The sequence below is a fragment of the Streptomyces sp. NPDC107522 genome (assembly GCF_055657525.1).
The window spans coordinates 749348-774888 of the sequence record NZ_JBVKAU010000002.1 but is presented as its reverse complement, the minus strand read 5'-3'; the positions used below and the strand labels follow the sequence as shown (position 1 = coordinate 774888).

Here is a 25541-nt window from a genome sequence, read left to right as displayed (position 1 = left end):
TAATTAGTCAGCCCACAAGTCTTGACTTGATTCCGCCGTGGGCCCACTCTGACTAACCAATCAGTCAGCCGGATTCCGGCAGGTCCGGCGTCATATCGCATGCCATTCCGCGTGCGATACCGCATGCCATGCCGACGCCACGCTGCCGCCCGTTTCCGGCCACAGCCTCACCGCCCATCGCCGCCGCCGCGGCGCGGAGGAGGACCCATGCACCCCTCGCGCACCCGCGCAGACACCGTCCCCGCTCCCCCACCCAAGTCACCCCTCGAACACCCCGGGGACGCGCTGCCTGCCCGCTACTACACCGATCCGGCCATCGCCGCGGCCGAGACCGACCGCATCTTCGCCAGGTCCTGGCAGCTCGTCTGCCACGAGTCCGACCTCCCCGGCCCCGGCGCACGGCTGGCCGCCACCTCCGCCGGCCGCGAGGTCCTGGTCGTCCGCACCGAGGACGGCGGCCTCGCCGCCCACCTCAATGTCTGCCGGCATCGCGGCACCCGCCTGGTCACCACCCCGGAGCCGTCGGGCAAGGCGATCCGCTGCCCGTACCACGGCTGGACGTACAAACTGGACGGCCGGCTAGTCGGCGCTCCCGAGGCCCGCCGTATTCCCTGCCTGGACAAGCCCCGGCTGGGACTGCACCCGGTCAACGTGGAGTCCTTCCTCGGCTTCGTCTTCGTCAACCTCGACCTCGAGGCCCCCCCGCTCGCCGAGAGCTGCGCCGGGCTCGCGGAGGCCGTCGGCCGCTACGCCGACCCCGGTCTCGTGCCCGTCGGCAGGCACCGCATCCACGACCCGGCCGGCGGCGAGGAGCAGAACGCCAACTGGAAGGTGATCGTCGACAACTATCTGGAGGGCTACCACGTCCCGGTGGCCCACCCGGCGCTCATGCGGCTGCTGGACTACCAGGCGTACACGGTGGACGTGCAGGAGAACTACGTCCTGTTCGAGTCCCCTCTGCGCGACAAGCCCTCCTCGAACTGGGCCGAGCGGCTCTACCAGCGGCTGGCGACCCCCATGCCGGGGCTGACCGAGGCCGACCGGCGCGTGTGGCGGTACGCCGTGATCTATCCCAACACGCTCATCGACTTCTACCCTGACCACGTGCTCGCGTGGACCGCCCTGCCGACCGCCCAGGACCGGGCGGCGATCCCCGGCGGCTTCTACAGCCGGCACGGGGAGGGCATCCGCACCCGGCTGGCCCGGCGGCTGAACATCCACATCGGCTGGGTCACCAACGACGAGGACGCCGAGCTGGTGGAGCGCGTGCAAGCCGGCCTGCGAACGCCCGGTTTCGAGCCGGGGCCGCTGTCACAGCGGGAGACCGCCGTCGGCTGGTTCGCCCGCCGGGTCAGGCAGGACCTGGAGGGCGAACCCCGGTGACGCCCTCCGGCACACCTCATACGCCGCCCCCGCACACCGCCGTACGCATCCCGTCGGCCTTACGCCGCGCCCACTGACGCGCGCACGCACCCTCCCCAGACCGGTCATCACTGCGGAATCAGGGCCTGAAGTGAGCCGACCAGCCGGTCCCGCCCTGGAGTTGTGCCGTTCCTCGACGGAGAGGACGCTCCATGTCCCCCGAGGTATCACCGCCGTCCCGACGCGCCGTTCTGCGGGCAGGCGCCTGCGGTCTGCTGGGCGCCGCGGCCGGCGGCTGCGGGTTCCTGCCCGCGAAAACGCCCGACGCCGAGCAGCTCGCGCCGGTCAAGGCGCGCGTCGACGGCGATCTCGTCTACTTCAACTGGGCCGACTTCGTCGACCCGTCCGTGTTCAAGGGCTTCGAGAAGGAGTACGGCGTCAAGGTCGTCCAGGCGAACTTCGACTCGATGGAAGGCATGGTCGCCAAACTCAACGCCGGAAACCGTTACGACATCATCTTCCCCACGGCCAAATGGGCCCAGCGCCTGGTCCGCGGCGGCCGCCTGCGCCGTATCGACCACGCCCAGCTCATCAACTCCCCCGCCGTTTTCGACTCGTACACGTACTTCGCCGACCCCTGGTACGACCCGGGCTCCGCGCACACGATCCCTTTCACCGCGTACAAGACCGGCATCGGCTGGCGGCGCGACCGGATCGGTGAACTCAACGACTCCTGGCGGGACTTGTGGAGCGACCGGGCCGCAGGCAAGGTCTTCCTGCTGGACGACCGCGACGAGGTCCTCGGCATGGGCGCCCTCGCGCTCGGCCTCGACGTCAGCACCGGCGACAGCGGCGACCTCGACCGGATCACGTCCCTGCTGGGCACCCTGCGGCCGCGGCTGCGCGGCTTCTCCAGCGACAGCTACAACAACCTCCTCAACGGCAACGCGCTGATCCAGCAGGCCTGGAGCGGCGACATGGCCGCCATGCTCAACCAGGCCGAGGACCCCTCGGTGTTCGGCTTCCAGGCGCCCGAGGAGGGCACGCCGATCAACTCCGACTGCTACGCCATCCCCTGGAACGCCCCCCACCCGGGCACGGCCATGCTGTTCATCGACTACATGCTGCGGCCGGAGAACGTGAAGAAGAACATCGAGTACATCGGCTACCCGATGCCGGTCGCGGGCTCCGAGAAGGTCTACGCCGACCTGGTCGCGCCCTTCCCCGAGTGCCTGGTCACCCAGGACGACCTCAAGGCCGGCCTGTTCTTCCGCAACGGCGACCGCACGGCGGAGGACGCCCGCGACACCGCCTGGACCCATGTGAAGGCGGGCTGAGACATGGCACTGCTCCGCTCCTCCTCGCGCACCCGCCGCCGGGACACCACCGGCAACCGGATGTGGCTCTGGTTCATGCTGCCCGGCACCCTGTGGATGACCGGCTTCCTGATCGCCTCGCTGGGGCTCGTCGCCGTCCTCGCGGTCGGCACCATCGACGCACTCGGCAACCCGCGCTTCGGCTTCGACCTGTCCGGCATCCGTGCCCTCGCCGACCCCGCCTACACCGAGGTCCTGGCCCGCTCGCTCGGCTACGCCCTGCTGACCTGCGCGATCTGCCTGCTGATCGCCTACCCGGTGGCGTACACCATCGCTCTGTACGGCGGACGGTACAAGCACGCGCTGATCGCCGCGATCGTGGTGCCGTTCTTCGCCAACTACCTGGTGCGTATGTACGGCTGGTCGGTGGTCCTCTCCGACGACGGGCCCGTGCTCCGCGCCCTGCGCGGGGTCGGTCTGGCCGACGCGGGCACGAAGATCCTCAACAGCGGCTTCGGCGTGGTCGCCGGACTCGTCTACGGCTTCGTCGTCTTCATGATCATCCCGGTGTACGCGGCCCTGGAACGGCTGGACGTCTCCCTCATCGAGGCCGGCCGCGACCTGTACGGCGGCCCGGTCCGCACCTTCTTCCACGTCACCCTGCCCGCCACCCGGCAGGGCGCGGCGGCCGGGCTCGTCCTGGTCTTCCTGCCCGCCATGGGCGACTTCGTCAGCGCACAGCTCATGGGAGGGCCGGACCAGATCATGATCGGCAACCTGATCCAGGACAAGTTCTTCCAGGGCCAGAACTGGCCGCTGGGATCCGCGCTCACCATGCTGCTGATGCTGGTCCTGCTGATCGGGATGCTCGGCTATCTGCGGCGTACCCGCAAAGACGAGGCGGAGGCCCGACGATGACCTTGCTGCGACTGCCCTCCCCCACCGCCCGGACCCGTCCGACCGACAGAACCCGCACACGGCGCGGCCGCACCCACCGCAAGCCCCGCATCCTCGTCGCGATCACCGGACTGTTCTTCGCCCTGCTCTACCTGCCGATCGCCGTGGTGGCCCTGTTCTCCTTCAACTCCCAGAAGTCGCTGACCGTGTTCGACGGGTTCAGCCTGCGCTGGTACCGCGCCTTCGTCCACGACGACGTCCTGATCGCCTCCCTGGGCACCAGCCTGCGCATCTCCCTGGTGGCGATGGCCGGTTCGGTCGTCCTCGGGGTGGCGCTCGCGCTCGGCCTGGTCCGCTGCCGCACCCGGCTCGGCTCACTGGCCGGTCTGATCATGCTGGTGCCGCTGATCACCCCGGAGATCGTCACGGGCGTGGCCTCGATGCTGCTGTTCAAGGGCCTGGGTGTGGCCCTGTCCACCGGCACAGTGATGCTCGCCGAAATCACCTTCTCGATCTCCTACGTCACGGTCATCCTCCGCTCGCGGGTCGCCGCGCTGAACCCGGAGGTCGAGGAGGCGGCCATGGACCTCGGCGCCACCCGTCGGCAGGCGGTCCGGCTGGTGACCCTGCGGGCCCTGCTGCCCGCAGTGCTCGCCTCCGCCGTACTGATCTTCGCGCTGGTCTTCGACGACTTCGTCCTCGCCTACTTCACCACCGGCGTCGACCCCCAGCCGCTGTCCGTGCGGATCTACTCGGCGATCCGGTTCGGTGTGCAGCCCACCATCAACGCGGTCGGCACGCTCATGCTCGCGGGATCCATCGCCCTGATCGCCCTCGCCCTGTTCATCCCGCGCCTCTTCGGCCGCCGCGGCGGCCTCGACCTCCTCTCCGGGAAGTGACGTTCATGGACACGACCCCCGCCGTCCGGCTCGACGGCGTCTCCAAGCAGTTCGCCGACTCCTACGCCGTGCACCGTCTCGACCTCGACATCGAGGCCGGACACTTCTTCTCCCTGCTGGGCCCCTCCGGCTGCGGCAAGACCACCACCCTGCGCATGATCGGCGGTTTCAGCGATCCCACCGAGGGTTCCGTGCTGCTGGCCGGTGAGGACGTGACCGCGCTGCCGCCGAACAAGCGCAACGTCAACACGGTCTTTCAGAGTTACGCCCTCTTCGATCACCTCAGCGTCGCCGACAACGTGGCCTTCGGCCTCAAGCGCAAGGGTGTCGCCAGGACCGAGATTCGGCGGCGCGTCGGCGAGATGCTGGAGCTGGTCCAGCTGGCCGGGCTCGCCGACCGGAGGCCCCGTACCCTCTCCGGCGGCCAGCGCCAGCGCGTCGCCCTCGCTCGCGCGCTGGTCAACCGTCCGGCCGTGCTGCTCCTCGACGAGCCGCTGGCCGCCCTCGATCTGAAACTGCGCCGGCAGATGCAGGTGGAGCTCAAGCAGATCCAGCGCGAGGTCGGCATCACCTTCGTCTTCGTCACCCACGACCAGGACGAGGCGCTGACCATGTCCGACCGGATCGCCGTCATGAACGAGGGCCGCATCGAGCAGTGCGGCACCCCAGAGGACATCTACGAGCACCCCGCCGGCCGCTTCGTCGCCTCCTTCATGGGCACGTCCAACCTGATGACCGGCACCTACCGGGGCGGTGAGGTGACGCTGGAGAAGGGTCCCGCACTGCCCGTCGGCCCCCGTTCCGGCATCGCGGACGGCACCGCCGTCAGCGTGTCCGTGCGCCCCGAGAAGATCTGGCTGTCGGACTTCGAACCCGGCATGCAGATGCTCAGCGGCGTCATCCGCGAAACCGTCTACAGCGGCCCCACCACGACCTACCTGATCGAACTGGCCCCGGGCGTCACCCTGTCGGTGCTGGAGCAGAACACGGCCCGCGCGCGCATGGAGGACCGCTGGAGCGGCGGCGAGACGGTGGAGTTCGGCTGGCGGCCGGAGCACTGCCTGGTGCTGGCCTGAGAACCCTTCTTGCAGACGAAAGCGAAGCTGATGCATCACGACGTGATCGTGCTCGGCGCCGGCCTGGCCGGGCTCGCCGCCGCCCGCGACCTGGCCGCCGCCGGCACCGATGTCCTCGTCCTGGAGGCCCGGGACCGGGTCGGCGGGCGGGTCGAACAGGCCCGCACTCCCGACGGCCGCACTGTCCAGCTGGGCGGCGAAGTCGTCGGCCACGGGCACACCGCCTATCTTCAACTCGCCAAGGAACTCGGCCTGGAGCTGGTCCCCAGCTATGTCGCCGAACCCGGCCGCATCACCCGCGCCACACCGGAAGGCCGCTCGGCCGGTGATCCACCGCACTGGTTCGGCCCCGGCGACGCGGCCGTGCACGAGCGCCTGAGCGCCGAGTTCAGCGCCCTGGCCGCCACCGTCGACCCCGACGCCCCCTGGTCGCATCCGGACGCCATCGCCCTTGACCGCCTCTCCGTGGCCGACTGGCTGCGCTCCCGGCACGCCTCGCCTGCCGTGACACGCCTGTGGGACATCGGCCAACTCGCCCTGGCCGGCGGCTCCTACGAGCGGATCTCGCTGCTGGCCGCGCTGCGCAAGAGCGCGGCAGTCCCCGGCTCGGGGACGGGCGACTACGACTACGACGACTGGGAGGGACTGCGGTCGGCGGAAGGGTCCGCGACGGTCGCCGAGGTCATGGGCCGAGGGCTGGGCCCCCGCGTCCGGCTCGGCTCACCCGTGGCCGCCGTGGACATACGCCCCGGCCGCTGCGCGGTACGCCTGGCCGCCGGCGAGGTCCTCACCGCGACGGCCGTGGTGAGCGCCCTGCCCGTCGGACCGCTGCGGGACGTCGCCGTCAGCGGCGTGAGCGAGGCCCGGCTGGCCTCCCTGCACCGGCAACGCCAGGCGGTGGCCGCGAAGTTCGCCGCCGTCTACGACCGCCCCTTCTGGCGGGACGCCGCGCTGAACGGCCTGTCCGAAGCCGAGGGAGTGCTGGGCAGCACCTGGCCGCAGGGCGAGGGCGTCCTGTCGGCACTGGTACCGCCCGAGCGGTACGGCGTCCTGCTCGGCACCCCGCCCCAGCGGCGCACCCCCGAACTGCTCGCCGAGATCGCCGGCATGTTCGGCGACGAAGCCCTGCGGCCGAGCGCCTGCCACCTGCGGCTGTGGGGCACCGACCCGTGGACCCGGGGCTACGTCACCCAGTGGCCGCCGGGCGAGGTCATGGCGGTCGGGCCACTGCACGGCACCCACGAGCCGCCGTTCTACGTCTGCGGCTCCGACCAGTGGGTCGCCGGCTACATGGAGGGCGCCGTGCGCACCGGCCGGGCCGCCGCCGAGGAGGCACTGCGCCGTGGCTGACACCGACCGCCTCAATCACATCGGCGGCAAGGAGGTACCGGCCGCCTCCGGCGCCACCCTGCGGCTGATCGACCCCGCCACCGGACTACCCCACGGCACGGCCCCGCTCTCCGGCCCCGAGGACGTGGACGCGGCCTGCCGGGCCGCCGAGGACGCCTTCCTCATCTGGTCGGTCACGACTCCGGCCCAGCGGCAGAGCGCGCTGCTGCGCATCGCGGACGCGCTGGAACGGCAGGCCGACGCGGTGGCGAGCGCCGAGGTGACCGACACGGGCAAGCCCCGAGCCCTGTTCCTGGGCGACGAACTGCCCGCGGTCGTGGACGTGTTGCGGTACTTCGCCGGAGCAGCCCGGAACCTGCCGGGCGCAGCCGCGGCGGAGTACACGCCGGGTCGCACCTCCGTCCTGCGGCGCGAGCCGGTAGGCGTCTGCGCCCAGATCGTCCCGTGGAACTACCCGCTGATGATGGCCGTATGGAAGATCGCGCCCGCGCTCGCCGCGGGCAACACCGTCGTTCTGAAGCCGTCCGAGACCACGCCGTCTTCGGCGGTGCTCCTCGCCCGGCTGGCCGCCGAGCACCTGCCGCCCGGTGTGCTGAACGTGGTGTGCGGCGACCGTGACACCGGACGCTCCCTCGTCGCCCACCCGCAGGTCCGGCTGGTGGCCGTCACCGGCAGTGTCCGTGCGGGGCAGGAGATCGCCGCCGCGGCAGCCGCGGACCTCAAGCGCCTTCATCTCGAACTCGGCGGCAACGCACCGGTGCTGGTCCACGCGGACGCCGATCTCGACGACGCGGTCGAGCAGTTGTCGTCACTGGCCTTCTACAACGCCGGGCAGGACTGCACGGCCGCGACCAGGATCCTGGTCGACCGGCGGATCCACGACACCTTCCTCGCCCTCTTCGCCGAGCGTGCCGCCCGGCGCCGGCCCGGGGCGCCGGACGAGGAGCACGCCGACTTCGGGCCACTCGCGAACGCCGCCCAACTCGCCGCCGTACGGGGGGCGTTGGAGCGGCTTCCGGAGCATGCCGAGGTCGTCACGGGTGGCGCGGTGTTGGACCGTCCCGGCTACTTCCATCAGGCCACGGTGGTCGCCGGGGCGCGGCAGGAGGACGAGATCGTGCAGGGCGAGGTGTTCGGTCCGGTCGTCACCGTCCAGCCGTTCGCCGACGAGTCCGAAGCCGTGCTGATGGCCAACGGCGTACCGCAGGGGCTCGCCGCGAGCGTCTGGACCCGCGACCACGACCGCGCCATGCGCGCGAGCCGTGCGCTGCGGACCGGCATCGTCTGGGTCAACACCCACGGCACGACGGTGTCGGAGATGCCGCACGGCGGCGTGCGGCACTCGGGCTACGGCAGCGACCTCTCCCTCACCGGACTGCTCGACTACACGCAGGTCAAGCACGTCATGCTGTGACGGGTGCGAGCCGGTGCACGGCTCACAGCTTGGCGCCGAAGTTCTGCGTCCACCAGGGGCCGCCGGGGCCGTTGTGGATACCGACGCCGATGTCCTTGAACGAGCAGTTGAGGATGTTGGCCCGGTGGCCGGAGCTGTTCATCCAGGACTCCATCACGGCCTCCGGGGTCTGCTGGCCCTGGGCGATGTTCTCCCCGTAGGTGGACCAGCGGTAGCCCGCCTCGGTGATGCGCTGCCCGGGGTCCTCTCCGTCCGGGTTGGTGTGGTCGAAGAAGTTGCGGGCGGCCATGTCCTCGGAGTGGCCCTGCGCGGCCTTGTTCAGCAGTGGGTCCTCCGTGAGCGGCCCGCAGCCGGCGTCCGCCCGCTCCTTGTTCACCAGCGCGACCACCTGCCCGACGGTGTCCGTCGGTGCCGGCTGCGACTGCGGGGTACTGGACGCGGTCCGGGCCGGACGAGGGGACTGCCGGGGAGTCGGGCTCTTCGTGGCGGGGCGCGGGCTCTTGGAAGGGCTCGCCTTCTTGGACGGCGACGCGGACGGCGACGCAGATCTGGACGGCGACGGGGAGGTCTCCACGGGGCTGGGTTCCGCGAGGTCCACCGCCGGGGCTCCGGCGGTCCGCGCGGCGGTCGCCTCTTCGGTGCCGGTCCCCGTCCCGGAATCCGTGTCGAAGTACCAGAGTCCGCCACCCGCGACGCAGGCAGCCACGACGGCGCCGCCGACGGCCCGGCGCCGGTTGCGGCGACGTCGACGGGCCTCGGTGCGGGAGGCCGAACGGCCGCGCCCGGCACGCTGCCCGGCCCGCGAACCCGACCCTCCATGGCCTCCGGACGCCTCCAGCCTGGACGCCGACCCGACCGCGGCCATCCCACCGGAGGCGGACAGCACCCTGTCAAGCAGCGCGGGCGTCGCCGCGACCAGTGCCAGGCCGGCCAGCAGCCCCTCCGCGGGCATCAATCCGCTCCACAGCCCCGAGCAGCGCACGCACCCGCGGGCATGCCGGGCTATCCGCTTGCGCCACAGCGCCGAGGGCCGGCCGTCCCAGGAGGCCAGCAGGCCCCGCAGTTCCTCGCACAACGGCCGCGAGTCGAGCGCCCGCACGACGACCCGGGCCGCCTCCAGCTGCGCCTTCATCCGCTGCACCCGGACCGCCGTGTGCTGCGGCGACAGCTCCAGGGCCGCGGCGACCTCCGTCCGGGTCAGCTCACCCGCGCACTCCAGCCACCACAGCGACAACAGCCCCCGGTCGTCCGGCTCCAGCCAGCGGGTGGCGCGTGCGGTCTCCTGGCGCTGGCCGGACAACTGGAGCTGCATCATGGTCAGATCCACGAAGTCGGCGCCCGGGTCGGCGAAATCCGCGGTCTCCTCCACGGCGCCCGGGGCCGACTGCCGGTCCTGCCAGTGCGCCCGGACCTGGTTCATCGCGATCGCCACGAGCCAGGAGCGGAAGCTTTCGGGTGTGCGCAGACCCGCGAGCCCGTCCAGGGCACGGAGCATGGTCTCCTGCACCACGTCGTCGACATCGACCGAGCCGTTCAGCGCCCGTCCCACGATGTTGTAGACGAGCGGGAGGTACGTACTGACCAGGGCGTCCTGAGCCTCCGGGTCGCCTCCTCGGGCGGCGGTCACCAGTGCCGCCGACTCCCTCGCGCGCTCTGTACTCATCCCAAGCTTCCCTGTCCTCGACGCCGAACGGTGCTGTCCGATACATGGGAGATCGCTCGATGGGCCTCGCATAACAGTTATTCGGACGCCAGTTCCACGAGAGACTCACGGGATCTGCGCGGCTGCGCAATGGGGGATGTCACATCGGCAGGGCGCAGCGATTCGAAACGTCGCGATGAGGCCTAGACACACACTTCAGCCCAGAAATAGGGGGGTTCGCCCCAAAAGCTCGGCGCCGGGGACAGCGCACGCCTCCCCCGCCCGGCCCCCGTCAGGAAAGCACCGCGTGATGAGGAGCGCGCCGCCGTCGGCTCCGTGCGACGGCCGTCTTCAACCGCGCCGGTTCACTGGCCGTGCGCGCGTTGACCGGTGCGGCGGTGCTGGCCGCGGTCGACCGCGCAACCTGCCACGCGCCGTACGGGAAAGCCGACCGCTCCACACGCCGTACGGGAAAGCCGACCGCTCCACACGCCGTACGGGAAAGCCGACCGCTCCGCGTTGGGACAGCGTGACCACGTGGCAGTGCGGGACTCACCGCCACGTGGTCGGTTGCACCGGCGCCCGCAAGCAGGTACGGGAGGGCATGTGGCCGCCGGGAAATGCTGGAGTACCGGGGTCGATCGTGTCGGCGCCAGGGCCTGTCCGGCGGATCAGGCCGGCTGCACGGAACGGCACCTCATCAACGCTGGTGAGCGGGGCCTGGTGCGTCCAGCTGCAAGGCGGAGGAGGGCGCCGACGCGGGGCGTCGGCAACCGACGACAACGCCGCAGATGGGCGTGCCAGGCCCCGCGACGCCGGCATGATCCGCCGGACAGGCCTAGCGGCCGGCGGACTCCCCGCCGCCTTCGTCGTCCGGCTCCTGCGGGGCGCGCTTCTCTCGCTCGACACCCTCCAGGGGCTTGCCCGCCGTCGTGCCGCGCTCCGGCTGGTAGCCCTCCTTCGCGCCGGCCGTACCCGGTACGGATCGCTCCTGTGCCTGGCTCTCCGCGCCCGAGTGCGACCCGGGCTCGTCCTGGCTGCGCGCGCGGTCGTAGCGGTCCCCGCGGCGCTCACTGTGGCCGGTCATGTCCGTCCCTCCCATCGGGTCGGGGCTTCGCCGGGTTCCCTGGAGCAGGCGCCGGGAAACGGTCGAGCCCGGGTCGTGGCCTCCCTCGAAAAGGCGGAATCTTCCGCCGCCTCTCCATGCATCAGCCGGTCCGCCCCGGAAACCCGGTGGATGAACAGGGGGGCCGAATACTCAGGCGAAAGACGAGAAGAGGGGCCCGCCATGGCTGACGACCTCATCACCATGGTCACCACCGACCACCGAGAGCTGCAGCGCCTGTTCGACATGATGAAGACGGACAGGAGCTCCCGGCCCCTGGCACTGCCACTGGCCGTGGCCATGCTGGAGGCGCACAGCGAGGCCGAGGAGGACCGGGTCTACCCGGCGGTGGCCCGCGAGGCCGGCGAGAAGGACGAGGCCGAGCACGCCGCCGAGGAGCACCACCAGGCGGAGAGCCTCGGCAAGCATCTGCTGGAGATGGACTGGGAGAGCGAGGAGTTCGACCGGGCTCTGGAGGAGTGGGTCGGCGCCGTGGTGCACCACATCGAGGAGGAGGAGAACGAGATCCTGCCCGCCCTGAGCGAAGCGGTCGGCTCCGAGCGGCTGCGGGAACTGGGCATGCAGTTCGCCACCCGGCGGTCCCGGAAGCTGGCGGGCCAGCCGCTCAAGGCCGCCGGGGGCGGCACTGACGCGGCGCAGCAGGGGACGGAAGGCGAGACCCGAGCCGAGCTGTACGAGAAGGCGCGCGAACTCGGCGTCGAGGGCCGGTCCTCGATGACCAAGGAGGAACTGGCCCAGGAGGTCAGCAAGGCTCAGGGCTCCGACGAGGGCTGAACGGGCACGGAGAGCTGAGCGGGCGCGGAGAGGGGGCTGCTTGCCGACCGCCGTGCGGTATCCGCGGGGCGGGCGGGACCCGCAGCCCCTGCCCTGCGCGTCCTCCCGTCGTACGACCTCGATCCAGAAGGGCGCCTGGGGAATCGCGGCAGGAAAACGGCGCTATGCGGTGGCCGCCTCCAACCGCTGGTGGGACGAGGACGACGGGCGATGGCTGCCTGCCGGAGAAGTGCACGCCTGGGAACCCGGCATGAACCAGACCGCGTGCGGCCTGGCCCTGCACCGATCGCAGCTGGCCCGGTTCCACGCCGTCGAACGGGCCGACATCCTGCCCGACTCAGGCGGTGCGGCCGACGCCGTCCGGCGGGTGTGCCCTCGCTGTGCCGCCGCCGCGGGACCGCGCGGCCGGGGCGCCCGCCGGGGCTGGCAGCGGACCGATCCGCGCCCCTAGCGGGCACGCCGCGAGCCGAGCAGAAGACACGCCACCCGGCGCGGCGTATCACTGTCCGTCCATGGCTGCGAGCCCTGCATCGACGGACACGGGCCGCCCTGCGAGCACCCGTTCCGGCCCGTTCTGGCACGTCATACACGCGCACCGCTCGCCGCAGGGGTCAACGCCGGCGGGCGCCCCCCCCATGCATCGCACGGTCAGTGGCTGACCAGCTGGTCGGCCAGCCGGCGCGCCTGGGTGAGCAACGTGCCGTAGGTCGCCAGCACATCGGGATCGGCGGGCATCGCGCCGTGCAGCCGTTGCCGCAGGTCGTCCAGGTTGCGCACCAGGTCTTCGACGACCTCGCGCAGTTCCTGGTCCGCCTGCTCGTCCTGCCCGCTCGGGGCGAACCGGCTCCGGGTGTAGAGCCGTATGGCGCGGGCGCTGCAGCGGAGGAACTCCGCGTACGGCTTGGTGACGTGCGTGCCCGGCTGGGGTTTCTTCCCGTCGCCGTCACAGGCCTCCAGCACCAGCCGGGTCACGCCCGTGGTGTGGACGGCCACGTAGTCGAGGACGGTGATCGCGTCGTCGTAGTCCTGCCCCGGCGGCGATATCACGCGACCGCGGCGGGGGTTTGCCCACAGGCTCTCCCGGCTCCAGCCGACCGCGGCGCGCGCCTGGTCCACCAGACGGCAGAGGCGCAGCGCACGCTCGTGCAGGGAACCGGCCGCATGGGCATCCCACTCGTCCGCAGCCAGCCGGTCGGCCACCGCGTCCAGGATCTCCCGCGCCTCGCAGGCCGCGTCCTCCAGCGCGGCGCGGGTGCTGCGCAGATACACCGGAGGCCGGATCAGCGCATTGACCGCGATGCCCACCACCGCGCCGAAGACCGCCTCCGCGATCCGGGCCGCCGACCCAGCGACCGTGACCGGGCCGCCGGTCAGGACGAACAAGGCGCCCGTGGCCGCGTAGATCCCTTGGCTGCCCAGGCGCCGCCAGTTCCCGAGGAGCACCGCCGCGGGCAGCACCAGGCCCATCGCCCCCAACGGAGAATCCACCATCAGCACGACGCCTGTCGCCACCACCGTCCCGGTGGCGATGGCCGCCAGCTGCTGCAGCCCGTGCGCGATCGACCGGTACACCGTCGACTCCACCAGCACGACGGCCACCCAGGGCGCGACGAACGCCATCGGCGCCTCGAGCCACCAGCCCGCCACGGCCCACGCCACACACGCCGCCAGAGCCGCCTTGACCGCCTGCACCGCCAGATCCCGCTCACGGCCCGGCTCCTCCCATGCCCGCCGTACCGTCTCTCCCGCCGCCCTGCCACGGCGCCGGGCACCCAGCACTGCCCCTCGAATCCCTCGCATCCCAAGCCAAGTGCCACCTGTGCCCAGAAGGATTCCCCCTCATCATCACGCCGAGGGGACGAGCCCCTACGGCGAGGAGGACGCCCGAGTTCCGGCGCCGAGCGAAACGACCGAGTTCCTACCGCGCCCTGGCCGGCCGGGCGGGACGCCGAGTCCCTACGCCGAGCGGGACGCCGAGTACCGACGCTGAGCGGGACGCCGAGTACCGACGCTGAGCGGGACGCCGAGTACCGACGCCGAGCCGGAGGGCCGAGCACCTAGCCAAGGCCGACGCATCCCCGCCGACACCTTGACGCGTCAATGACAAGGATGGCTTGATGTCGCATGGGAGCGCTCCCACCTCATCCAGGGAAGGGACCACCATGCGCAGCACCCGCCTCTTACCCTTGCGGATCATTCCGCTTCTCGCCCTGCTGACGACCCTGCTCCTGCCCGTCGGGGTGACCCTCGCCCCGCCCGCCGCAGCCGCGACAGCGGCGGCGGACGCCGTGCGCATCATGCCGCTGGGCGATTCGATCACCGGCTCGCCCGGCTGCCGGCGTGCGCTGTTGTGGAACCGGCTGCAGGCCACCGGACACACGGACATCGACTTCGTCGGCATCCTCACCCATGTGGACGGGCTTCGACACGGCCACCGACACCTATGACGGCGTGCATCCCAGCGCCTCCGGCGACGAGAAGATCGCCGCCCGCTGGTATCCCGCCCTGACCGCGCTGCTCGACGCGGACCCGGGGAATCCCGGAGACCCCGGTGATCCTGGTGATCCCGGCGATCCCGGTGATCCGGGCGACCCGCCAGCCTGCACCGCATCCTTCCGTGCCGTGTCCGCCTGGCAAGGGGGGTACCAGGGCGAGGTGACGGTGACCAACACGTCCGCTTCCCCCGTCTCGGGCTGGACCGCGACGGTCGCACGGGCGGCCGGCGCCCGCCTCACCCAGGTCTGGAACGGCATCCTCGCCACGGCGTCGGACGGCACGGCCACCGTCTCCCACGCCGCCTGGAACGGCACCCTCGTTCCCGGCGCGAGCGCCGCCTTCGGCTTCATCGCCAGTGACCCGGCAACGGCCGGCGCCCCGTCGGCGACTGTCACCTGCACGGCACGCACCGCCTCGCCCTGACGCACCGTCACCCATCCATCCCACCCTGCGGAGCCGCCATGAGATCGCACACCCGCACCGCCCCACGACTGGCCGCCGTCGTGGCCGCCCTCCTGGGCCTGCTCGTCCCCTTGCTCTCCTTCGCGACGCCCGCCCAGGCGGCGGCCACCGGCCTCCACATCCAGAACGGCCGGCTGCTGGAGGCGAACGGCAACCACTTCGTGATGCGTGGCGTCAACCACGCCCACACCTGGTACCCGGGCGAGACGCAGTCGCTGGCCGACGTCAAGGCGCTCGGCGCCAACACCGTCCGCGTCGTCCTCTCCGACGGCCACCGCTGGACGAAGAACAGTGCCGAGGACGTGGCGGCCGTCATCGACCGGTGCAAGGCCAACCGGCTCATCTGCGTGCTGGAGGTGCACGACACCACCGGCTACGGGGAGGAGGCCGCGGCCGGGACCCTCGACCACGCGGCCGACTACTGGATCGGCCTGAAGGACGTGCTCACCGGCCAGGAGAACTACGTCATCATCAACATCGGCAACGAGCCCTGGGGCAACACCAACCCCGCCGGCTGGACCGATCCCACGATCGCGGCCGTGAAGAAGCTGCGGGGCGCCGGATTCACGCACACGATCATGGTGGACGCGCCCAACTGGGGTCAGGACTGGCAGGGCGTCATGCGCGCCAACGCCCAGTCCGTCCACAACGCCGACCCGACCGGCAACCTGATCTTCTCGATCCACATGTACAGCGTCTACGACACCGCCCAGGAGATCACCGACTACCTGAACGCCTTCGTGGGCGCGAAACTGCCCATTCTCATCGGCGAGTTCGGAGGCCCGCCCGACCAGTACGGCGACCCGGACGAGGACACCATGATGGCCGCCGCGCAGCAGCTCGAGCTCGGCTACCTGGCCTGGTCCTGGAGCGGCAACACCGACCCGATCCTCGACCTGGCGATCGACTTCGACCCCGCGCGGCTCAGCTCCTGGGGCCAGCGGGTCTTCAACGGCGCCAACGGCATCGCCGCCACCTCGAAGGAGGCCACGGTCTACGCCTCGGGCGGGGGCGACACCACTCCCCCGACCGCGCCCGGGACACCGACCGCCGCGGAGGTGACCTCGTCGTCGGCGAAGCTGGCCTGGGGCGCCGCCAGTGACGGGACCGGCGTCACCGGCTATGACGTGGTGCGGGTCAGCGGCGGCACCGAAAGCGCCGTCACCTCCACGGCCGGTACGTCCGCCACCGTCACCGGCCTCGCCCCGGCCACCTCGTACACCTTCGCCGTCTACGCCCGTGACGCCGCCGGCAACCGCTCGCAGCGCTCCGGCACGGTGACGGTCACGACGGCCTCCGGCGGTACACCGGCGACCTGCGGTGTGGCCTACCGCGTGACGAACGAGTGGCCCGGCGGCTTCCAGGGCGAGATCGTCATCAGCAACACCGGCAGCTCGGCCATCAACGGCTGGACGCTGCGCTGGACCTTCCCCGACAGCCAGCGCATCAGCAACCTGTGGGGCGGCACCGCGACCCAGAGCGGCTCGGACGTCTCGGTCGCCGCTGCCTCGTACACCGCGACGATCGCCCCGGCGGGCTCCGTCACCCTGGGTTTCACGGCCACCAAGGGCAGCACGAATCCGAACCCCGCGGCCTTCACGCTGAACGGCTCCACCTGCTCGTAGAGCTGAACGGCCCACGCGATGCGTCTCCTTGGCGTCCTGTCGGCTCAGGGCGTCAAGGCAGCGCACGTCGTCAGTCGCACAGAGGTGACGGGCCTGCTGGTCGGCGCCGCTTTCGGCGTCTCCGGAGCGCTGATCCAGACCGTCGCCCGCAGCTCTCCGGCCGGTCTCGAAGGTCAGCCGCCGCTGATGCCGCTTCGCCCGATGCGGATGATTCGGGTGATCCGGGCGGCGAGGGAACCTGAGGGGGCTCGGAGGCGTTCTTGTCCGGTAACGGGGGTGGGCGGGTTCGCCTGCCGACAGGAACGAAGGTGACACGATGAGTGACAAGGCCCGCAAACTGTTCGAGGCGCTCGACCTCGACCACAACGGGACACTGACCCGCATAGAGGTGATCACCGCCCTGCGGACGAAGGGCCCGTCTCTGGCCGCGTCGGGAGATCTGCCGTTCTGGGGCGTGGGCGACGACGACGCCTCCTCGGCACTGTTCGACGCCGCCGACCAGAACGGGGACGAGGTGCTGACCCTGGAGGAGTTCGCGGCGGTCGTGGACCGTCGTTTCGGCTGGTCCTGAGAGGGGGCACATGCATCCGACGTTCGTCCTGGTCCACGGCTCCTTCGCGAACTCCTTCTCCTTCGCACCGCTCCAGGCCGAACTCGGCCTCTTCGGGCACCGTTCGGTCGCGGTGGACCTGCCCGGCCACGGATTCGGCGCCACCTACCCGCGCGCCTATCAGGCGCCCCAGGACCCCGAAGGGCTCGCCACCGCGCCCGGCGCGATCAAGGGCGTCACGCTCGCCGACAACGCCGCGCACCTGATCGGGATCCTGGAGCGGGCCAGGCGGAACGGCCCCGTGATCCTCGTCTCGCACAGTCGCGGCGGCATCACCGCCACCGCCGCGGCCAACGCACGCCCGGACCTCATCGACCGCATCGTCTACGTCGCATCTTGGTGCCCGGTCGACCTCGACGTCGGCGACTACTACGCCGAGCCGGAGATGGCCACGGTCGACGCCGCCTCCCTGGCCCGGGCAATGGCCGGGAACCCGGCCGAACTGGGCCTGCTCCGCGTCAACTTCCGCACCTCCGATCCGGACGCCCTCGCGGCCTTCAAGGCGGCCCTCCTCGCCGACGGCACCGACGACGAGCTCCTGGCCTTCCTCAGCACCTTCCAGCCCGACGAGAACCTGGACGTCGGTTCCTCCGCCGACCGGGCGCAGGCCGCGACCTGGGGCCGCGTCCCGAAGACCTATGTGCGTCTGACCGACGACATGAGCCTGCCGCTCGCCCTCCAGGACCGGCTGATCCGCGAGGGCGACACGCTGACCCCGGACAACCCGTACGACGTGCGCACTCTCGAGGGCAGCCATCTGAAGTGGCTGACCGACCCGGCACCGGCGGCCCGGCTCCTGGGCGAACTCGCCGGACCTCTGGCCGGATCCTGACGGGTGGCGACCGCCCGGAACACCGCGCCGCACAGCGCAATTCAGGGTTTCGGAACACAAAGAGGCCGAGGTCACAGCCACGGAGAGGGCAAGGTCACAGCCGTCCCCCCTGCTGCTCCTTTGCGCCTCTGGCCTAGCATCCGAGCATGACGGTCCTGCCTGACGACGGGCTTGAGCTGGCCGCCGAGTTCCCTGACGTGTCCCACGAGCAGTGGCAGCGCCTTGTTGCGGGCGTGCTGCGCAAGTCGGGCAAGGACGTCGAGGGAGCCCAGGCCGAGGAAGCCCTGTCCACCGCGCTGGAGGACGGGCTGCGCACCCGGCCTCTGTACACAGCGCACGATGCCGCGCCCGACCCCGGCCTGCCCGGATTCGCCCCCTTCGTACGCGGCAGCCGCGCCGAGGGGAACACGGTCGGCGGCTGGGACGTACGCCAACGGCACACCACGGCCGACGGCGCCGCGGTCCTGGGGGACCTGGAGAACGGCGTCACCTCGCTGTGGCTGGCCGTCGGCGAGGGCGGCATCCCGGTGTCGTCGCTCGGCCCGACCCTGGAGGGCGTCTACCTCGACCTGGCGCCCGTCGTCCTCGACGCCGGCCGCGATGTCGAGCCCGCCGCACGCGAGTTGCTGCGGCTGTACGAGGAGCGCGGCGTCGCCAAGGACGCGGCGCGCGGCAACCTGGGCGCCGATCCGCTCGGCCACGAGGCCCGGACCGGGCAGTCGTACGGCTTCCCGGCGGTGGCCGGTCTCGCGCGGCTGTGCGCCGAGGAGTACCCGGGACTGCGGGCGCTGACCGTGGACGCGCTGCCGTACCACGAGGCCGGTGGCTCGGCCGCACAGGAGCTGGGCTGCTCGCTGGCGACCGGAGTCGCGTATCTGCGGGAGCTCACCCAGGCGGGGCTGAGCGTCGAACAGGCCTGTGGGCAGCTGGAGTTCCGGTACGCGGCGACCGCCGACCAGTTCCTGACGATCGCCAAGCTGCGGGCCGCGCGCAGGCTGTGGGCCCGAGTCGCCGAGGTCTGCGGTGCCGCACAGGCGGGGGCGCAGCTCCAGCACGCCGTGACCTCGCCGGTGATGATGACGCGCCGCGACCCGTGGGTGAACATGCTGCGCACGACCATCGCCACGCTGGCCGCCGGGGCGGGTGGCGCAGAGTCGGTCACCGTGCTGCCCTTCGACCACGCCCTCGGTCTGCCGGACGGGTTCGCCCGGCGGATCGCCCGCAACACCTCCACGATCCTCATCGAGGAGTCGCATCTGGCCCGGGTCATCGACCCCGCGGGCGGCTCCTGGTACGTGGAGCGTCTCACCGACGAACTCGCACAGGCCGGCTGGGAGTTCTTCCAGCGGATCGAGCGCGGCGGCGGCCTCGCGAGCGCCCTTCGCTCGGGGCAGCTCGGGCAGGACCTCGCCGACACCTGGAAGGCCCGCTGCACCAAGCTGGCCAAGCGGCGCGAACCCGTCACCGGGGTCAGCGAGTTCCCGCACCTGGCGGAGAAGCCCGTGGAGCGGCAGCCCGCGCCCGAGCCCCCGTCCGGCGGGCTGCCGCGTGTGCGCCGCGACGAGGCGTACGAGGAGCTGCGCGCCCGCTCCGACGCGCACCTCGCCGCGACGGGCTCCCGCCCGCGGATCTTCCTGGCCGCCCTGGGACCGGCGGCCGCCCACACCGCACGCCTCACCTTCGCCTCGAACCTCTTCCAGGCGGGTGGCATCGAGCCCGTCACCGAGGGCACGTTCGAGGACAGCGGTGCCACGGAGGTCTGCCTGTGCTCCAGTGACGCCCTGTACGAGGAGCAGGCGGCGACCGTGGCCGCCGAGCTGAAGGCCGCCGGTGCCTCGCACGTGTTCCTGGCGGGCCGTCCCGGCGAGTACGCCGGTGTCGACGCGTACGTCTTCGCGGGCTGTGACGCCGTCGCCGTCCTGTCCGCCACCCTTGACCGCATGGGAGTGTCCTGATGACCGCCCCTTCTGGCCCCTCCATCCCCGACTTCTCCGGGATCGAGCTGGGGACGCCCGCTGCCGACGGCGGCGCCGACGAGTGGCGTACGGCCGTCAAGCGGGCGGCCGGTGGGGACGACCTGCTGTGGGAGACCCCGGAGGGCATCCCGGTCAAGCCGCTGTACACCGGGCAGGACCTGGAGGGCCTGGACTTCCTGGGCACCTACCCGGGTGCCGCCCCGTATCTGCGGGGCCCGTACTCCACGATGTACGTCAACCAGCCGTGGACGATCCGTCAGTACGCGGGCTTCTCCACGGCCGAGGAGTCGAACGCCTTCTACCGGCGCAACCTCGCCGCCGGCCAGAAGGGCCTCTCGGTCGCCTTCGACCTGCCCACGCACCGCGGCTACGACAGCGACCACCCGCGGGTGACCGGTGACGTCGGCATGGCGGGCGTGGCGATCGACTCGATCTACGACATGCGGCAGCTCTTCGACGGCATCCCGCTGGACAAGATGACCGTGTCGATGACGATGAACGGCGCCGTGCTGCCGGTGCTCGCGCTGTACATCGTCGCCGCCGAGGAACAGGGCGTACCGCCCGAGAAGCTGGCCGGGACCATCCAGAACGACATCCTCAAGGAGTTCATGGTCCGCAACACGTACATCTATCCGCCGAAGCCGTCGATGCGGATCATCTCCGACATCTTCGCCTTCACCTCGCAGCGGATGCCCCGCTACAACTCCATCTCCATCTCCGGCTACCACATCCAGGAGGCGGGCGCGACGGCCGACCTGGAGCTGGCCTACACGCTCGCGGACGGCGTGGAGTACATCCGGGCGGGCCGTGAAGCGGGCCTGGACGTGGACGCGTTCGCGCCCCGGCTGTCCTTCTTCTGGGCGATCGGCATGAACTTCTTCATGGAGATCGCCAAGCTGCGGGCGGCGCGCCTGCTGTGGGCGAAGCTGGTGAAGCAGTTCGACCCGAAGAACTCCAAGTCCCTTTCGCTGCGGACCCATTCGCAGACCTCCGGCTGGTCGCTGACCGCGCAGGACGTGTTCAACAACGTCACGCGCACCTGCGTCGAGGCGATGGCGGCCACCCAGGGCCACACCCAGTCGCTGCACACCAACGCCCTCGACGAGGCGCTCGCGCTGCCGACCGACTTCTCGGCACGCATCGCCCGTAACACGCAGCTGCTGATCCAGCAGGAGTCCGGCACCACCCGGGTCATCGACCCGTGGGGCGGCAGCGCCTACGTGGAGAAGCTGACGTACGACCTCGCGCGCCGGGCCTGGCAGCACATCCAGGAGGTGGAGGCGGCGGGCGGCATGGCGAAGGCGATCGACGCCGGCATCCCCAAGCTGCGCATCGAGGAGGCCGCGGCGCGCACCCAGGCCCGCATCGACTCCGGACGCCAGCCGGTCATCGGCGTCAACAAGTACCGCGTGGAGTCCGACGAGCAGATCGAGGTGCTCAAGGTCGACAACTCCTCCGTCCGCGCCCAGCAGATCGAGAAGCTGCGGCGGCTGCGCGCGGAGCGGGACGAGGGGGCCTGCCAGGACGCGCTGGACGCGCTGACCCGGGCCGCCGGCGGCGACGGCAACCTGCTGGAGCTGGCGGTGAACGCGGCCCGCGCGAAGGCGACCGTCGGGGAGATCTCCGACGCCCTGGAGAAGGTGTACGGCCGGCACGCGAGCCAGATCCGTACGATCTCCGGCGTGTACCGCAACGAAGCAGGAGAGTCCCCGAACGTGGACCGCACCCGCACCCTCGTGGACGCCTTCGAGGAGGCCGAGGGCCGCCGTCCGCGCATCCTGGTCGCCAAGATGGGCCAGGACGGCCACGACCGCGGGCAGAAGGTGATCGCCACCGCCTTCGCCGACCTCGGCTTCGACGTGGACGTCGGCCCGCTGTTCCAGACCCCGGCCGAGGTGGCCCGCCAGGCCGTCGAGGCGGACGTGCACATCGTCGGCGTCTCGTCGCTGGCGGCCGGTCACCTCACCCTCGTACCGGCGCTCAAGGAGGCGTTGGCCGAGGAGGGCCGCGAGGACATCATGATCGTGGTCGGCGGCGTGATCCCGCCCCAGGACGTGCCCACGCTCCTGGAGATGGGCGCCGCGGCCGTCTTCCCGCCCGGCACGGTGATCCCGGACGCGGCGTACGACCTGGTGCGGCGACTGGCGGGCGACCTCGGGCACGACCTGTGATCGATGTCGACGCGTATGTGAAGGGCGTACTCGACGGGAAGCGGGCCCTGGTGGCCCGCGCCATCACCCTCGTCGAGTCCACCCGCCCGCAACACCGGGTGCTGGCACAGCAGTTGCTGACGGAGCTGCTGCCGCACAGCGGCCGGGCCCGGCGGATCGGCATCAGCGGCGTACCCGGCGTGGGCAAGTCCACGTTCATCGACGCGTTCGGCACCATGCTGACCTCGCTCGGTCACCGGGTCGCCGTGCTCGCCGTGGACCCGTCCTCCACCCGGACGGGTGGATCGATCCTGGGCGACAAGACCCGCATGGAGCGCCTGGCCGTGGACCCGGCGGCCTTCGTACGCCCCTCCCCCAGCGCCGGCACGCTGGGCGGGGTCGCCAAGGCCACCAGGGAATCCATGATCGTCATGGAGGCGGCGGGCTACGACGTGATCCTGGTGGAGACGGTCGGCGTCGGCCAGTCGGAGACCACGGTCGCGAACATGGTCGACTCCTTCCTCCTCCTCACCCTGGCCCGCACCGGCGACCAACTCCAGGGCATCAAGAAGGGCGTCCTGGAACTGGCCGACGTCATCGCCGTCAACAAGGCGGACGGCCCGCACGAGCGCGACGCCCGCGCGGCCTCCCGCGAACTGGCGGGCGCGCTACGGCTGATGCACGGCAAGGACGCGTACTGGACGCCACCCGTGCTGAGTTGCAGCGCCCGCGAGTCGACCGGCCTGGACACCGTGTGGGAACGCCTCGAACAGCACCGCACTCTCCTTGACTCCACCGGCCGCCTCACCACCAAGCGCCGCGACCAGCAGGTCGACTGGACGTGGAGCATGGTCCGCGACGAACTCCTCGGCCGCCTGCACGCCGACCCTGCCGTCAAGGCCGTCGCCCCGCTCCTGGAACAGCAGGTCAGGGCCGGCGAGTTGACGCCCACCCTGGCGGCCGAGCGCATTCTGGGGGCGCTCGGGAGCTCGGAGTCCGCCTGAGCACGTCAGGTCCTTCCCAGCCCGGGACCTGCTCCTGATCGTGGAGTTTCCGGGCCTCAGTCCACCGGGCGGCGCCCCCACGCGGAGATCATCGGCGAGGTGGCCAGGTCGAGACCGCCCGCGGCGATGTTCGCCAGATGCCGGTCGATCTCCTCGTCGGTGGCCAACCCGGCGCCCACGAGCTGGTCGCGGACCTGGTGGACGGTGGCCTCCTCCAGCACGGTGCACGCGGGTGAGGTGATCGGGAAGTAGGCATCGGCCTCGACGTCGACCAGTCCCGCCTCGCGCAGCAGCCGCGGCAGCTTGCGGCCGTACGCCAGATCCGCGCCACGCTGCCGCAGCAGCTCGCGGAAGCCGCGGCGCAGCCTGTTGGCCAGCTCCTGCTCGGGGCCGTACTCGTCGGGGCAGATCAGGGGCTGCAAGGCCGGGTCGGCGTCCTCCAGCACCAGCCACCCGCCGGGACGCAGCGCCTCGACCATGGACCGCAGGGCCTGGTCGCGCCCGGCGACATGGACCAGCACGAGCCGGGCGTGGATCAGGTCGAAGGGTCCCCCGGCCGGGGGCACCTCGGCCGCCACGTCGTGGCGCAGCACATCGAAGCCTGCGGCCTCCCGCGTCCAGGAGGTGTTGATGTCGGTGGCCACGACATGCCCGGTCGGGCCGACGCGCGCGGCCAGCCACGCCGGCACGGTGGGCCCACCGGCGCCGGCCTCCCAGCATCGCCACCCCTCGCCCACACCGACCGTCTCGAAGTGGCGGAAGGTCGACGGGTCGAAGAGCACCGACAGGGCGGTGAACCGCAGCCCCGCCTCGGCCTGCCGATTGTCCAGGAGGTATCCCTTGCCGGAAGTGTCCTGTGCGTCCCGTGCCATGGGGCGATCATCGCATGGGGTCGCGGCGGCGCCGGAGATTGCGTTGACATGTTCAAAACATGTCATTAGCATTCCGGGCCACTCGAGAAAGCGCTTTCCGCACGCCTTGCCCCTCGCTCACCCCCACACGAGGAGCCCTCCCATGAGCACACCCTGGCGCAACAAGGCGGTCGTGGCCGCGCTGGCGGCCGCCCTGCTGGCCGCACCCGGCATCGCGCAGGCGGCCGACCCGCAGACCACCGCATCGGCATCCCAGGAACGGGTGGCGGCGGCAAGCATCACCTGGAGCCTGGAGCGGGCGGCCAACCCCACCCAGGACCAGCAGAGCGCCTACGACCTCATCACGAGGGCCATGAACGCCGCCCTGGCCCGGTACAACAACCTCAGCGACCTGGGCAAGACCATCACCGTCCGCTACGAGCCGGGTGCGCCCACCGCCGACGGCAACATCAACGGAACCATCCGCTTCGGCAGCAACCGCAGCTACATGACCGAGCGGACCGCGCTGCACGAGATCGCCCACACCATCGGCGTGGGCACGAGCGCGGGCTGGTCGAGGCTCGGCGGGAGCGGCACCTGGGCGGGCGGGCAGGCCACGGCGCTCGTCAGGCAGTTCGACGGTGCGAGCGCCAAGATATCCACGGGCGGCGGTCACTTCTGGCCCTACGGGCTCAACTACGAGAACGAGTTCTCGAACACCGCGGCCGACCGCCACGTCCAGATCGTCGCCGCGATGGTGCGCGACGGCCTGTGAGCCGAGGGGCCCGTCAGCGGGGCATGCGCGTACCCGTGCCGCTGACCCGGACCTTCGGGTCACCGGCGTGCAGGGTCACGGTCAGCACGCCCGGCCTGCCCATGTCCTCGCCCTGATGCAGGGTGAGGACCGACTCCGGGGGCACCAGGGCCAGTTCACGCGCGTAGGCGCCGAAGGCGGCGGCTGCGGCGCCGGTGGCCGGGTCCTCCACGACACCGCCGACCGGGAAGGGGTCGCGGACGTGGAAGACGGTGTCCGCGGCGCGCCACACCAGCTGAACGGTCGTCAGGTCCAGCTTCCGCATCAGGGTGGCGAGCCGCTCGAAGTCGTACGACAGGTCCGCGAGCCGTTCCCGGCTTCCGGCGCCCAGCACCAGATGCCGGGCGCCGGCGAAGGCGATGCGGGGCGGCAGCCGCGGGTCGAGGTCGTCCGACGGCCAGCCCAACGCCGCCAGCGCCTCGGTCAGTTCCTCCGGGGCGACCTCTTCGATCCGGGGCTCCACGCTCGTCAGGGTCGCGCGGAGCGTGCCGTCGGCGTCGCCGGTGACGGTCACCGGCACGGTGCCCGCACGCGTGGCGAAGACCAGGTCCCCCGGACCGATCCGCTCGGCCAAGGCCACGGCGGTGGCGATGGTGGCATGGCCGCAGAAGGGCACCTCCGCCCGAGGGCTGAAGTACCGAATCGTGAAGGTCCGCCCGGGTTCCCCGCCCAATTCCTCGGGCGGGCCGGTCAGGAACGCGGACTCGCTGTATCCCAGCCGGGCGGCGATCGCCAGCATCGCGGCATCGTCGAGCCCGGAGGCGTCCAGCACCACGCCCGCCGGATTGCCGCCGTCCGGGTGGGACGAGAAGGCGGTGTAGTGCAGCACATCGGCGTCCGGCTCATTCGTCGTCATGCCGTACGA

Annotated in this window: 21 protein-coding genes and 1 pseudogene; 17 read left to right on the top strand and 5 right to left on the bottom strand. The window is 71.4% G+C overall.

Annotated features, from left to right (window positions below):
• The first annotated feature begins 207 nt into the window (after window positions 1-207).
• From ACZ7L6_RS08760 to ACZ7L6_RS08730, 7 genes are all read left to right on the top strand, one after another.
• Window positions 208-1383 (top strand): aromatic ring-hydroxylating oxygenase subunit alpha, encoded by a 1176-nt coding sequence (locus ACZ7L6_RS08760; protein WP_471921281.1) that lies wholly within the window; start codon window positions 208-210, stop codon window positions 1381-1383.
• 191 nt (window positions 1384-1574) lie between these two features.
• Window positions 1575-2699, top strand: a complete 1125-nt coding sequence (locus ACZ7L6_RS08755) for a polyamine ABC transporter substrate-binding protein (RefSeq protein ID WP_471921279.1) — start codon at window positions 1575-1577, stop codon at window positions 2697-2699.
• A 3-nt stretch (window positions 2700-2702) separates the two neighbouring features.
• A complete protein-coding gene (locus ACZ7L6_RS08750) occupies window positions 2703-3596 on the top strand; it encodes an ABC transporter permease (protein WP_471921277.1) in 894 nt (297 codons plus the stop codon).
• Window positions 3593-4474: an ABC transporter permease gene (locus ACZ7L6_RS08745; protein ID WP_471921275.1), complete on the top strand. Its 882-nt coding sequence runs from the start codon at window positions 3593-3595 to the stop codon at window positions 4472-4474. Before ACZ7L6_RS08750 ends, ACZ7L6_RS08745 begins: the two co-directional genes overlap by 4 nt.
• 5 nt (window positions 4475-4479) lie before the next feature.
• The gene (locus ACZ7L6_RS08740; RefSeq protein WP_471921273.1) at window positions 4480-5550 is read left to right on the top strand and encodes an ABC transporter ATP-binding protein; all 1071 of its coding nucleotides are present in this window, start codon (window positions 4480-4482) and stop codon (window positions 5548-5550) included.
• A 9-nt stretch (window positions 5551-5559) separates the two neighbouring features.
• Window positions 5560-6900, top strand: coding sequence for a flavin monoamine oxidase family protein (locus ACZ7L6_RS08735; protein WP_471921271.1), 1341 nt, complete (start codon window positions 5560-5562; stop codon window positions 6898-6900).
• Window positions 6893-8314: an aminobutyraldehyde dehydrogenase gene (locus ACZ7L6_RS08730; RefSeq protein ID WP_471921268.1), complete on the top strand. Its 1422-nt coding sequence runs from the start codon at window positions 6893-6895 to the stop codon at window positions 8312-8314. Before ACZ7L6_RS08735 ends, ACZ7L6_RS08730 begins: the two co-directional genes overlap by 8 nt.
• Window positions 8315-8336: 22 nt before the next feature.
• Here the strand turns inward: ACZ7L6_RS08730 and ACZ7L6_RS08725 are convergent, their stop codons facing one another.
• The gene (locus tag ACZ7L6_RS08725) at window positions 8337-9977 is read right to left on the bottom strand and encodes a sigma-70 family RNA polymerase sigma factor (RefSeq protein WP_471921267.1); all 1641 of its coding nucleotides are present in this window, start codon (window positions 9975-9977) and stop codon (window positions 8337-8339) included.
• 817 nt (window positions 9978-10794) lie between these two features.
• Window positions 10795-11043 (bottom strand): hypothetical protein, encoded by a 249-nt coding sequence (locus tag ACZ7L6_RS08720; protein ID WP_471921266.1) that lies wholly within the window; start codon window positions 11041-11043, stop codon window positions 10795-10797.
• Between the two features lie 201 nt (window positions 11044-11244).
• Here ACZ7L6_RS08720 and ACZ7L6_RS08715 point away from each other — a divergent pair, with 201 nt between their 5' ends.
• Both ACZ7L6_RS08715 and ACZ7L6_RS08710 read left to right on the top strand, forming a co-directional pair.
• Entirely contained in the window at window positions 11245-11856 is a 612-nt protein-coding gene (locus ACZ7L6_RS08715; protein WP_471921265.1) for a hemerythrin domain-containing protein, read from the top strand.
• Between the two features lie 169 nt (window positions 11857-12025).
• Window positions 12026-12307, top strand: a complete 282-nt coding sequence (locus tag ACZ7L6_RS08710) for a hypothetical protein (RefSeq protein WP_471921805.1) — start codon at window positions 12026-12028, stop codon at window positions 12305-12307.
• 197 nt (window positions 12308-12504) lie between these two features.
• On the opposite strand, the gene ACZ7L6_RS08705 is transcribed toward ACZ7L6_RS08710, so the two are convergent.
• Window positions 12505-13656, bottom strand: coding sequence for an FUSC family protein (locus ACZ7L6_RS08705; protein WP_471921264.1), 1152 nt, complete (start codon window positions 13654-13656; stop codon window positions 12505-12507).
• A 362-nt stretch (window positions 13657-14018) separates the two neighbouring features.
• On the opposite strand from ACZ7L6_RS08705, the pseudogene ACZ7L6_RS08700 reads away from it, so the two are divergent.
• The 7 genes and pseudogenes from ACZ7L6_RS08700 to meaB all read left to right on the top strand — a co-directional run bounded on the left by ACZ7L6_RS08700 (window position 14019) and on the right by meaB (window position 23011).
• A pseudogene (locus ACZ7L6_RS08700) lies at window positions 14019-14775 on the top strand (cellulose binding domain-containing protein).
• A 38-nt stretch (window positions 14776-14813) separates the two neighbouring features.
• On the top strand, window positions 14814-16439 hold the full coding sequence (locus ACZ7L6_RS08695) for a cellulase family glycosylhydrolase (RefSeq protein WP_471921263.1): 1626 nt from the start codon (window positions 14814-14816) through the stop codon (window positions 16437-16439).
• Window positions 16440-16755: 316 nt separating this feature from the next.
• Window positions 16756-17010: an EF-hand domain-containing protein gene (locus ACZ7L6_RS08690; RefSeq protein WP_433036094.1), complete on the top strand. Its 255-nt coding sequence runs from the start codon at window positions 16756-16758 to the stop codon at window positions 17008-17010.
• A 10-nt stretch (window positions 17011-17020) separates the two neighbouring features.
• On the top strand, window positions 17021-17881 hold the full coding sequence (locus tag ACZ7L6_RS08685; RefSeq protein ID WP_471921262.1) for an alpha/beta fold hydrolase: 861 nt from the start codon (window positions 17021-17023) through the stop codon (window positions 17879-17881).
• 146 nt (window positions 17882-18027) lie between these two features.
• The gene (locus tag ACZ7L6_RS08680; protein WP_471921261.1) at window positions 18028-19836 is read left to right on the top strand and encodes a methylmalonyl-CoA mutase family protein; all 1809 of its coding nucleotides are present in this window, start codon (window positions 18028-18030) and stop codon (window positions 19834-19836) included.
• Window positions 19836-22028 carry a methylmalonyl-CoA mutase gene (gene scpA, locus ACZ7L6_RS08675; RefSeq protein WP_471921260.1) on the top strand — a complete coding sequence of 731 codons (2193 nt, stop codon included), beginning with the start codon at window positions 19836-19838 and terminating at the stop codon, window positions 22026-22028. Before ACZ7L6_RS08680 ends, scpA begins: the two co-directional genes overlap by 1 nt.
• On the top strand, window positions 22025-23011 hold the full coding sequence (meaB, locus tag ACZ7L6_RS08670; RefSeq protein ID WP_471921259.1) for a methylmalonyl Co-A mutase-associated GTPase MeaB: 987 nt from the start codon (window positions 22025-22027) through the stop codon (window positions 23009-23011). Before scpA ends, meaB begins: the two co-directional genes overlap by 4 nt.
• 56 nt (window positions 23012-23067) lie before the next feature.
• Here the strand turns inward: meaB and ACZ7L6_RS08665 are convergent, their stop codons facing one another.
• A complete protein-coding gene (locus ACZ7L6_RS08665; RefSeq protein ID WP_471921258.1) occupies window positions 23068-23883 on the bottom strand; it encodes a methyltransferase domain-containing protein in 816 nt (271 codons plus the stop codon).
• A gap of 142 nt (window positions 23884-24025) precedes the next feature.
• On the opposite strand from ACZ7L6_RS08665, the gene ACZ7L6_RS08660 reads away from it, so the two are divergent.
• Window positions 24026-24637 (top strand): hypothetical protein, encoded by a 612-nt coding sequence (locus tag ACZ7L6_RS08660; RefSeq protein WP_471921257.1) that lies wholly within the window; start codon window positions 24026-24028, stop codon window positions 24635-24637.
• Window positions 24638-24650: 13 nt separating this feature from the next.
• Here the strand turns inward: ACZ7L6_RS08660 and ACZ7L6_RS08655 are convergent, their stop codons facing one another.
• On the bottom strand, window positions 24651-25532 hold the full coding sequence (locus ACZ7L6_RS08655; protein ID WP_471921256.1) for a PhzF family phenazine biosynthesis protein: 882 nt from the start codon (window positions 25530-25532) through the stop codon (window positions 24651-24653).
• Between the last annotated feature and the right edge of the window lie 9 nt (window positions 25533-25541).

Coding starts and splice junctions, on each gene's coding strand:
- ACZ7L6_RS08760 (WP_471921281.1), top strand. CDS start 208: ATGCACCCCTCGCGCACCCGCGCAGACACCGTCCCCGCTCCCCCACCC.
- ACZ7L6_RS08755 (WP_471921279.1), top strand. CDS start 1,575: ATGTCCCCCGAGGTATCACCGCCGTCCCGACGCGCCGTTCTGCGGGCA.
- ACZ7L6_RS08750 (WP_471921277.1), top strand. CDS start 2,703: ATGGCACTGCTCCGCTCCTCCTCGCGCACCCGCCGCCGGGACACCACC.
- ACZ7L6_RS08745 (WP_471921275.1), top strand. CDS start 3,593: ATGACCTTGCTGCGACTGCCCTCCCCCACCGCCCGGACCCGTCCGACC.
- ACZ7L6_RS08740 (WP_471921273.1), top strand. CDS start 4,480: ATGGACACGACCCCCGCCGTCCGGCTCGACGGCGTCTCCAAGCAGTTC.
- ACZ7L6_RS08725 (WP_471921267.1), bottom strand. CDS start 9,977: ATGAGTACAGAGCGCGCGAGGGAGTCGGCGGCACTGGTGACCGCCGCC.
- ACZ7L6_RS08720 (WP_471921266.1), bottom strand. CDS start 11,043: ATGACCGGCCACAGTGAGCGCCGCGGGGACCGCTACGACCGCGCGCGC.
- ACZ7L6_RS08715 (WP_471921265.1), top strand. CDS start 11,245: ATGGCTGACGACCTCATCACCATGGTCACCACCGACCACCGAGAGCTG.
- ACZ7L6_RS08705 (WP_471921264.1), bottom strand. CDS start 13,656: ATGCGAGGGATTCGAGGGGCAGTGCTGGGTGCCCGGCGCCGTGGCAGG.
- ACZ7L6_RS08695 (WP_471921263.1), top strand. CDS start 14,814: ATGAGATCGCACACCCGCACCGCCCCACGACTGGCCGCCGTCGTGGCC.
- ACZ7L6_RS08690 (WP_433036094.1), top strand. CDS start 16,756: ATGAGTGACAAGGCCCGCAAACTGTTCGAGGCGCTCGACCTCGACCAC.
- ACZ7L6_RS08685 (WP_471921262.1), top strand. CDS start 17,021: ATGCATCCGACGTTCGTCCTGGTCCACGGCTCCTTCGCGAACTCCTTC.
- ACZ7L6_RS08680 (WP_471921261.1), top strand. CDS start 18,028: ATGACGGTCCTGCCTGACGACGGGCTTGAGCTGGCCGCCGAGTTCCCT.
- scpA (WP_471921260.1), top strand. CDS start 19,836: ATGACCGCCCCTTCTGGCCCCTCCATCCCCGACTTCTCCGGGATCGAG.
- ACZ7L6_RS08665 (WP_471921258.1), bottom strand. CDS start 23,883: ATGGCACGGGACGCACAGGACACTTCCGGCAAGGGATACCTCCTGGAC.
- ACZ7L6_RS08660 (WP_471921257.1), top strand. CDS start 24,026: ATGAGCACACCCTGGCGCAACAAGGCGGTCGTGGCCGCGCTGGCGGCC.
- ACZ7L6_RS08655 (WP_471921256.1), bottom strand. CDS start 25,532: ATGACGACGAATGAGCCGGACGCCGATGTGCTGCACTACACCGCCTTC.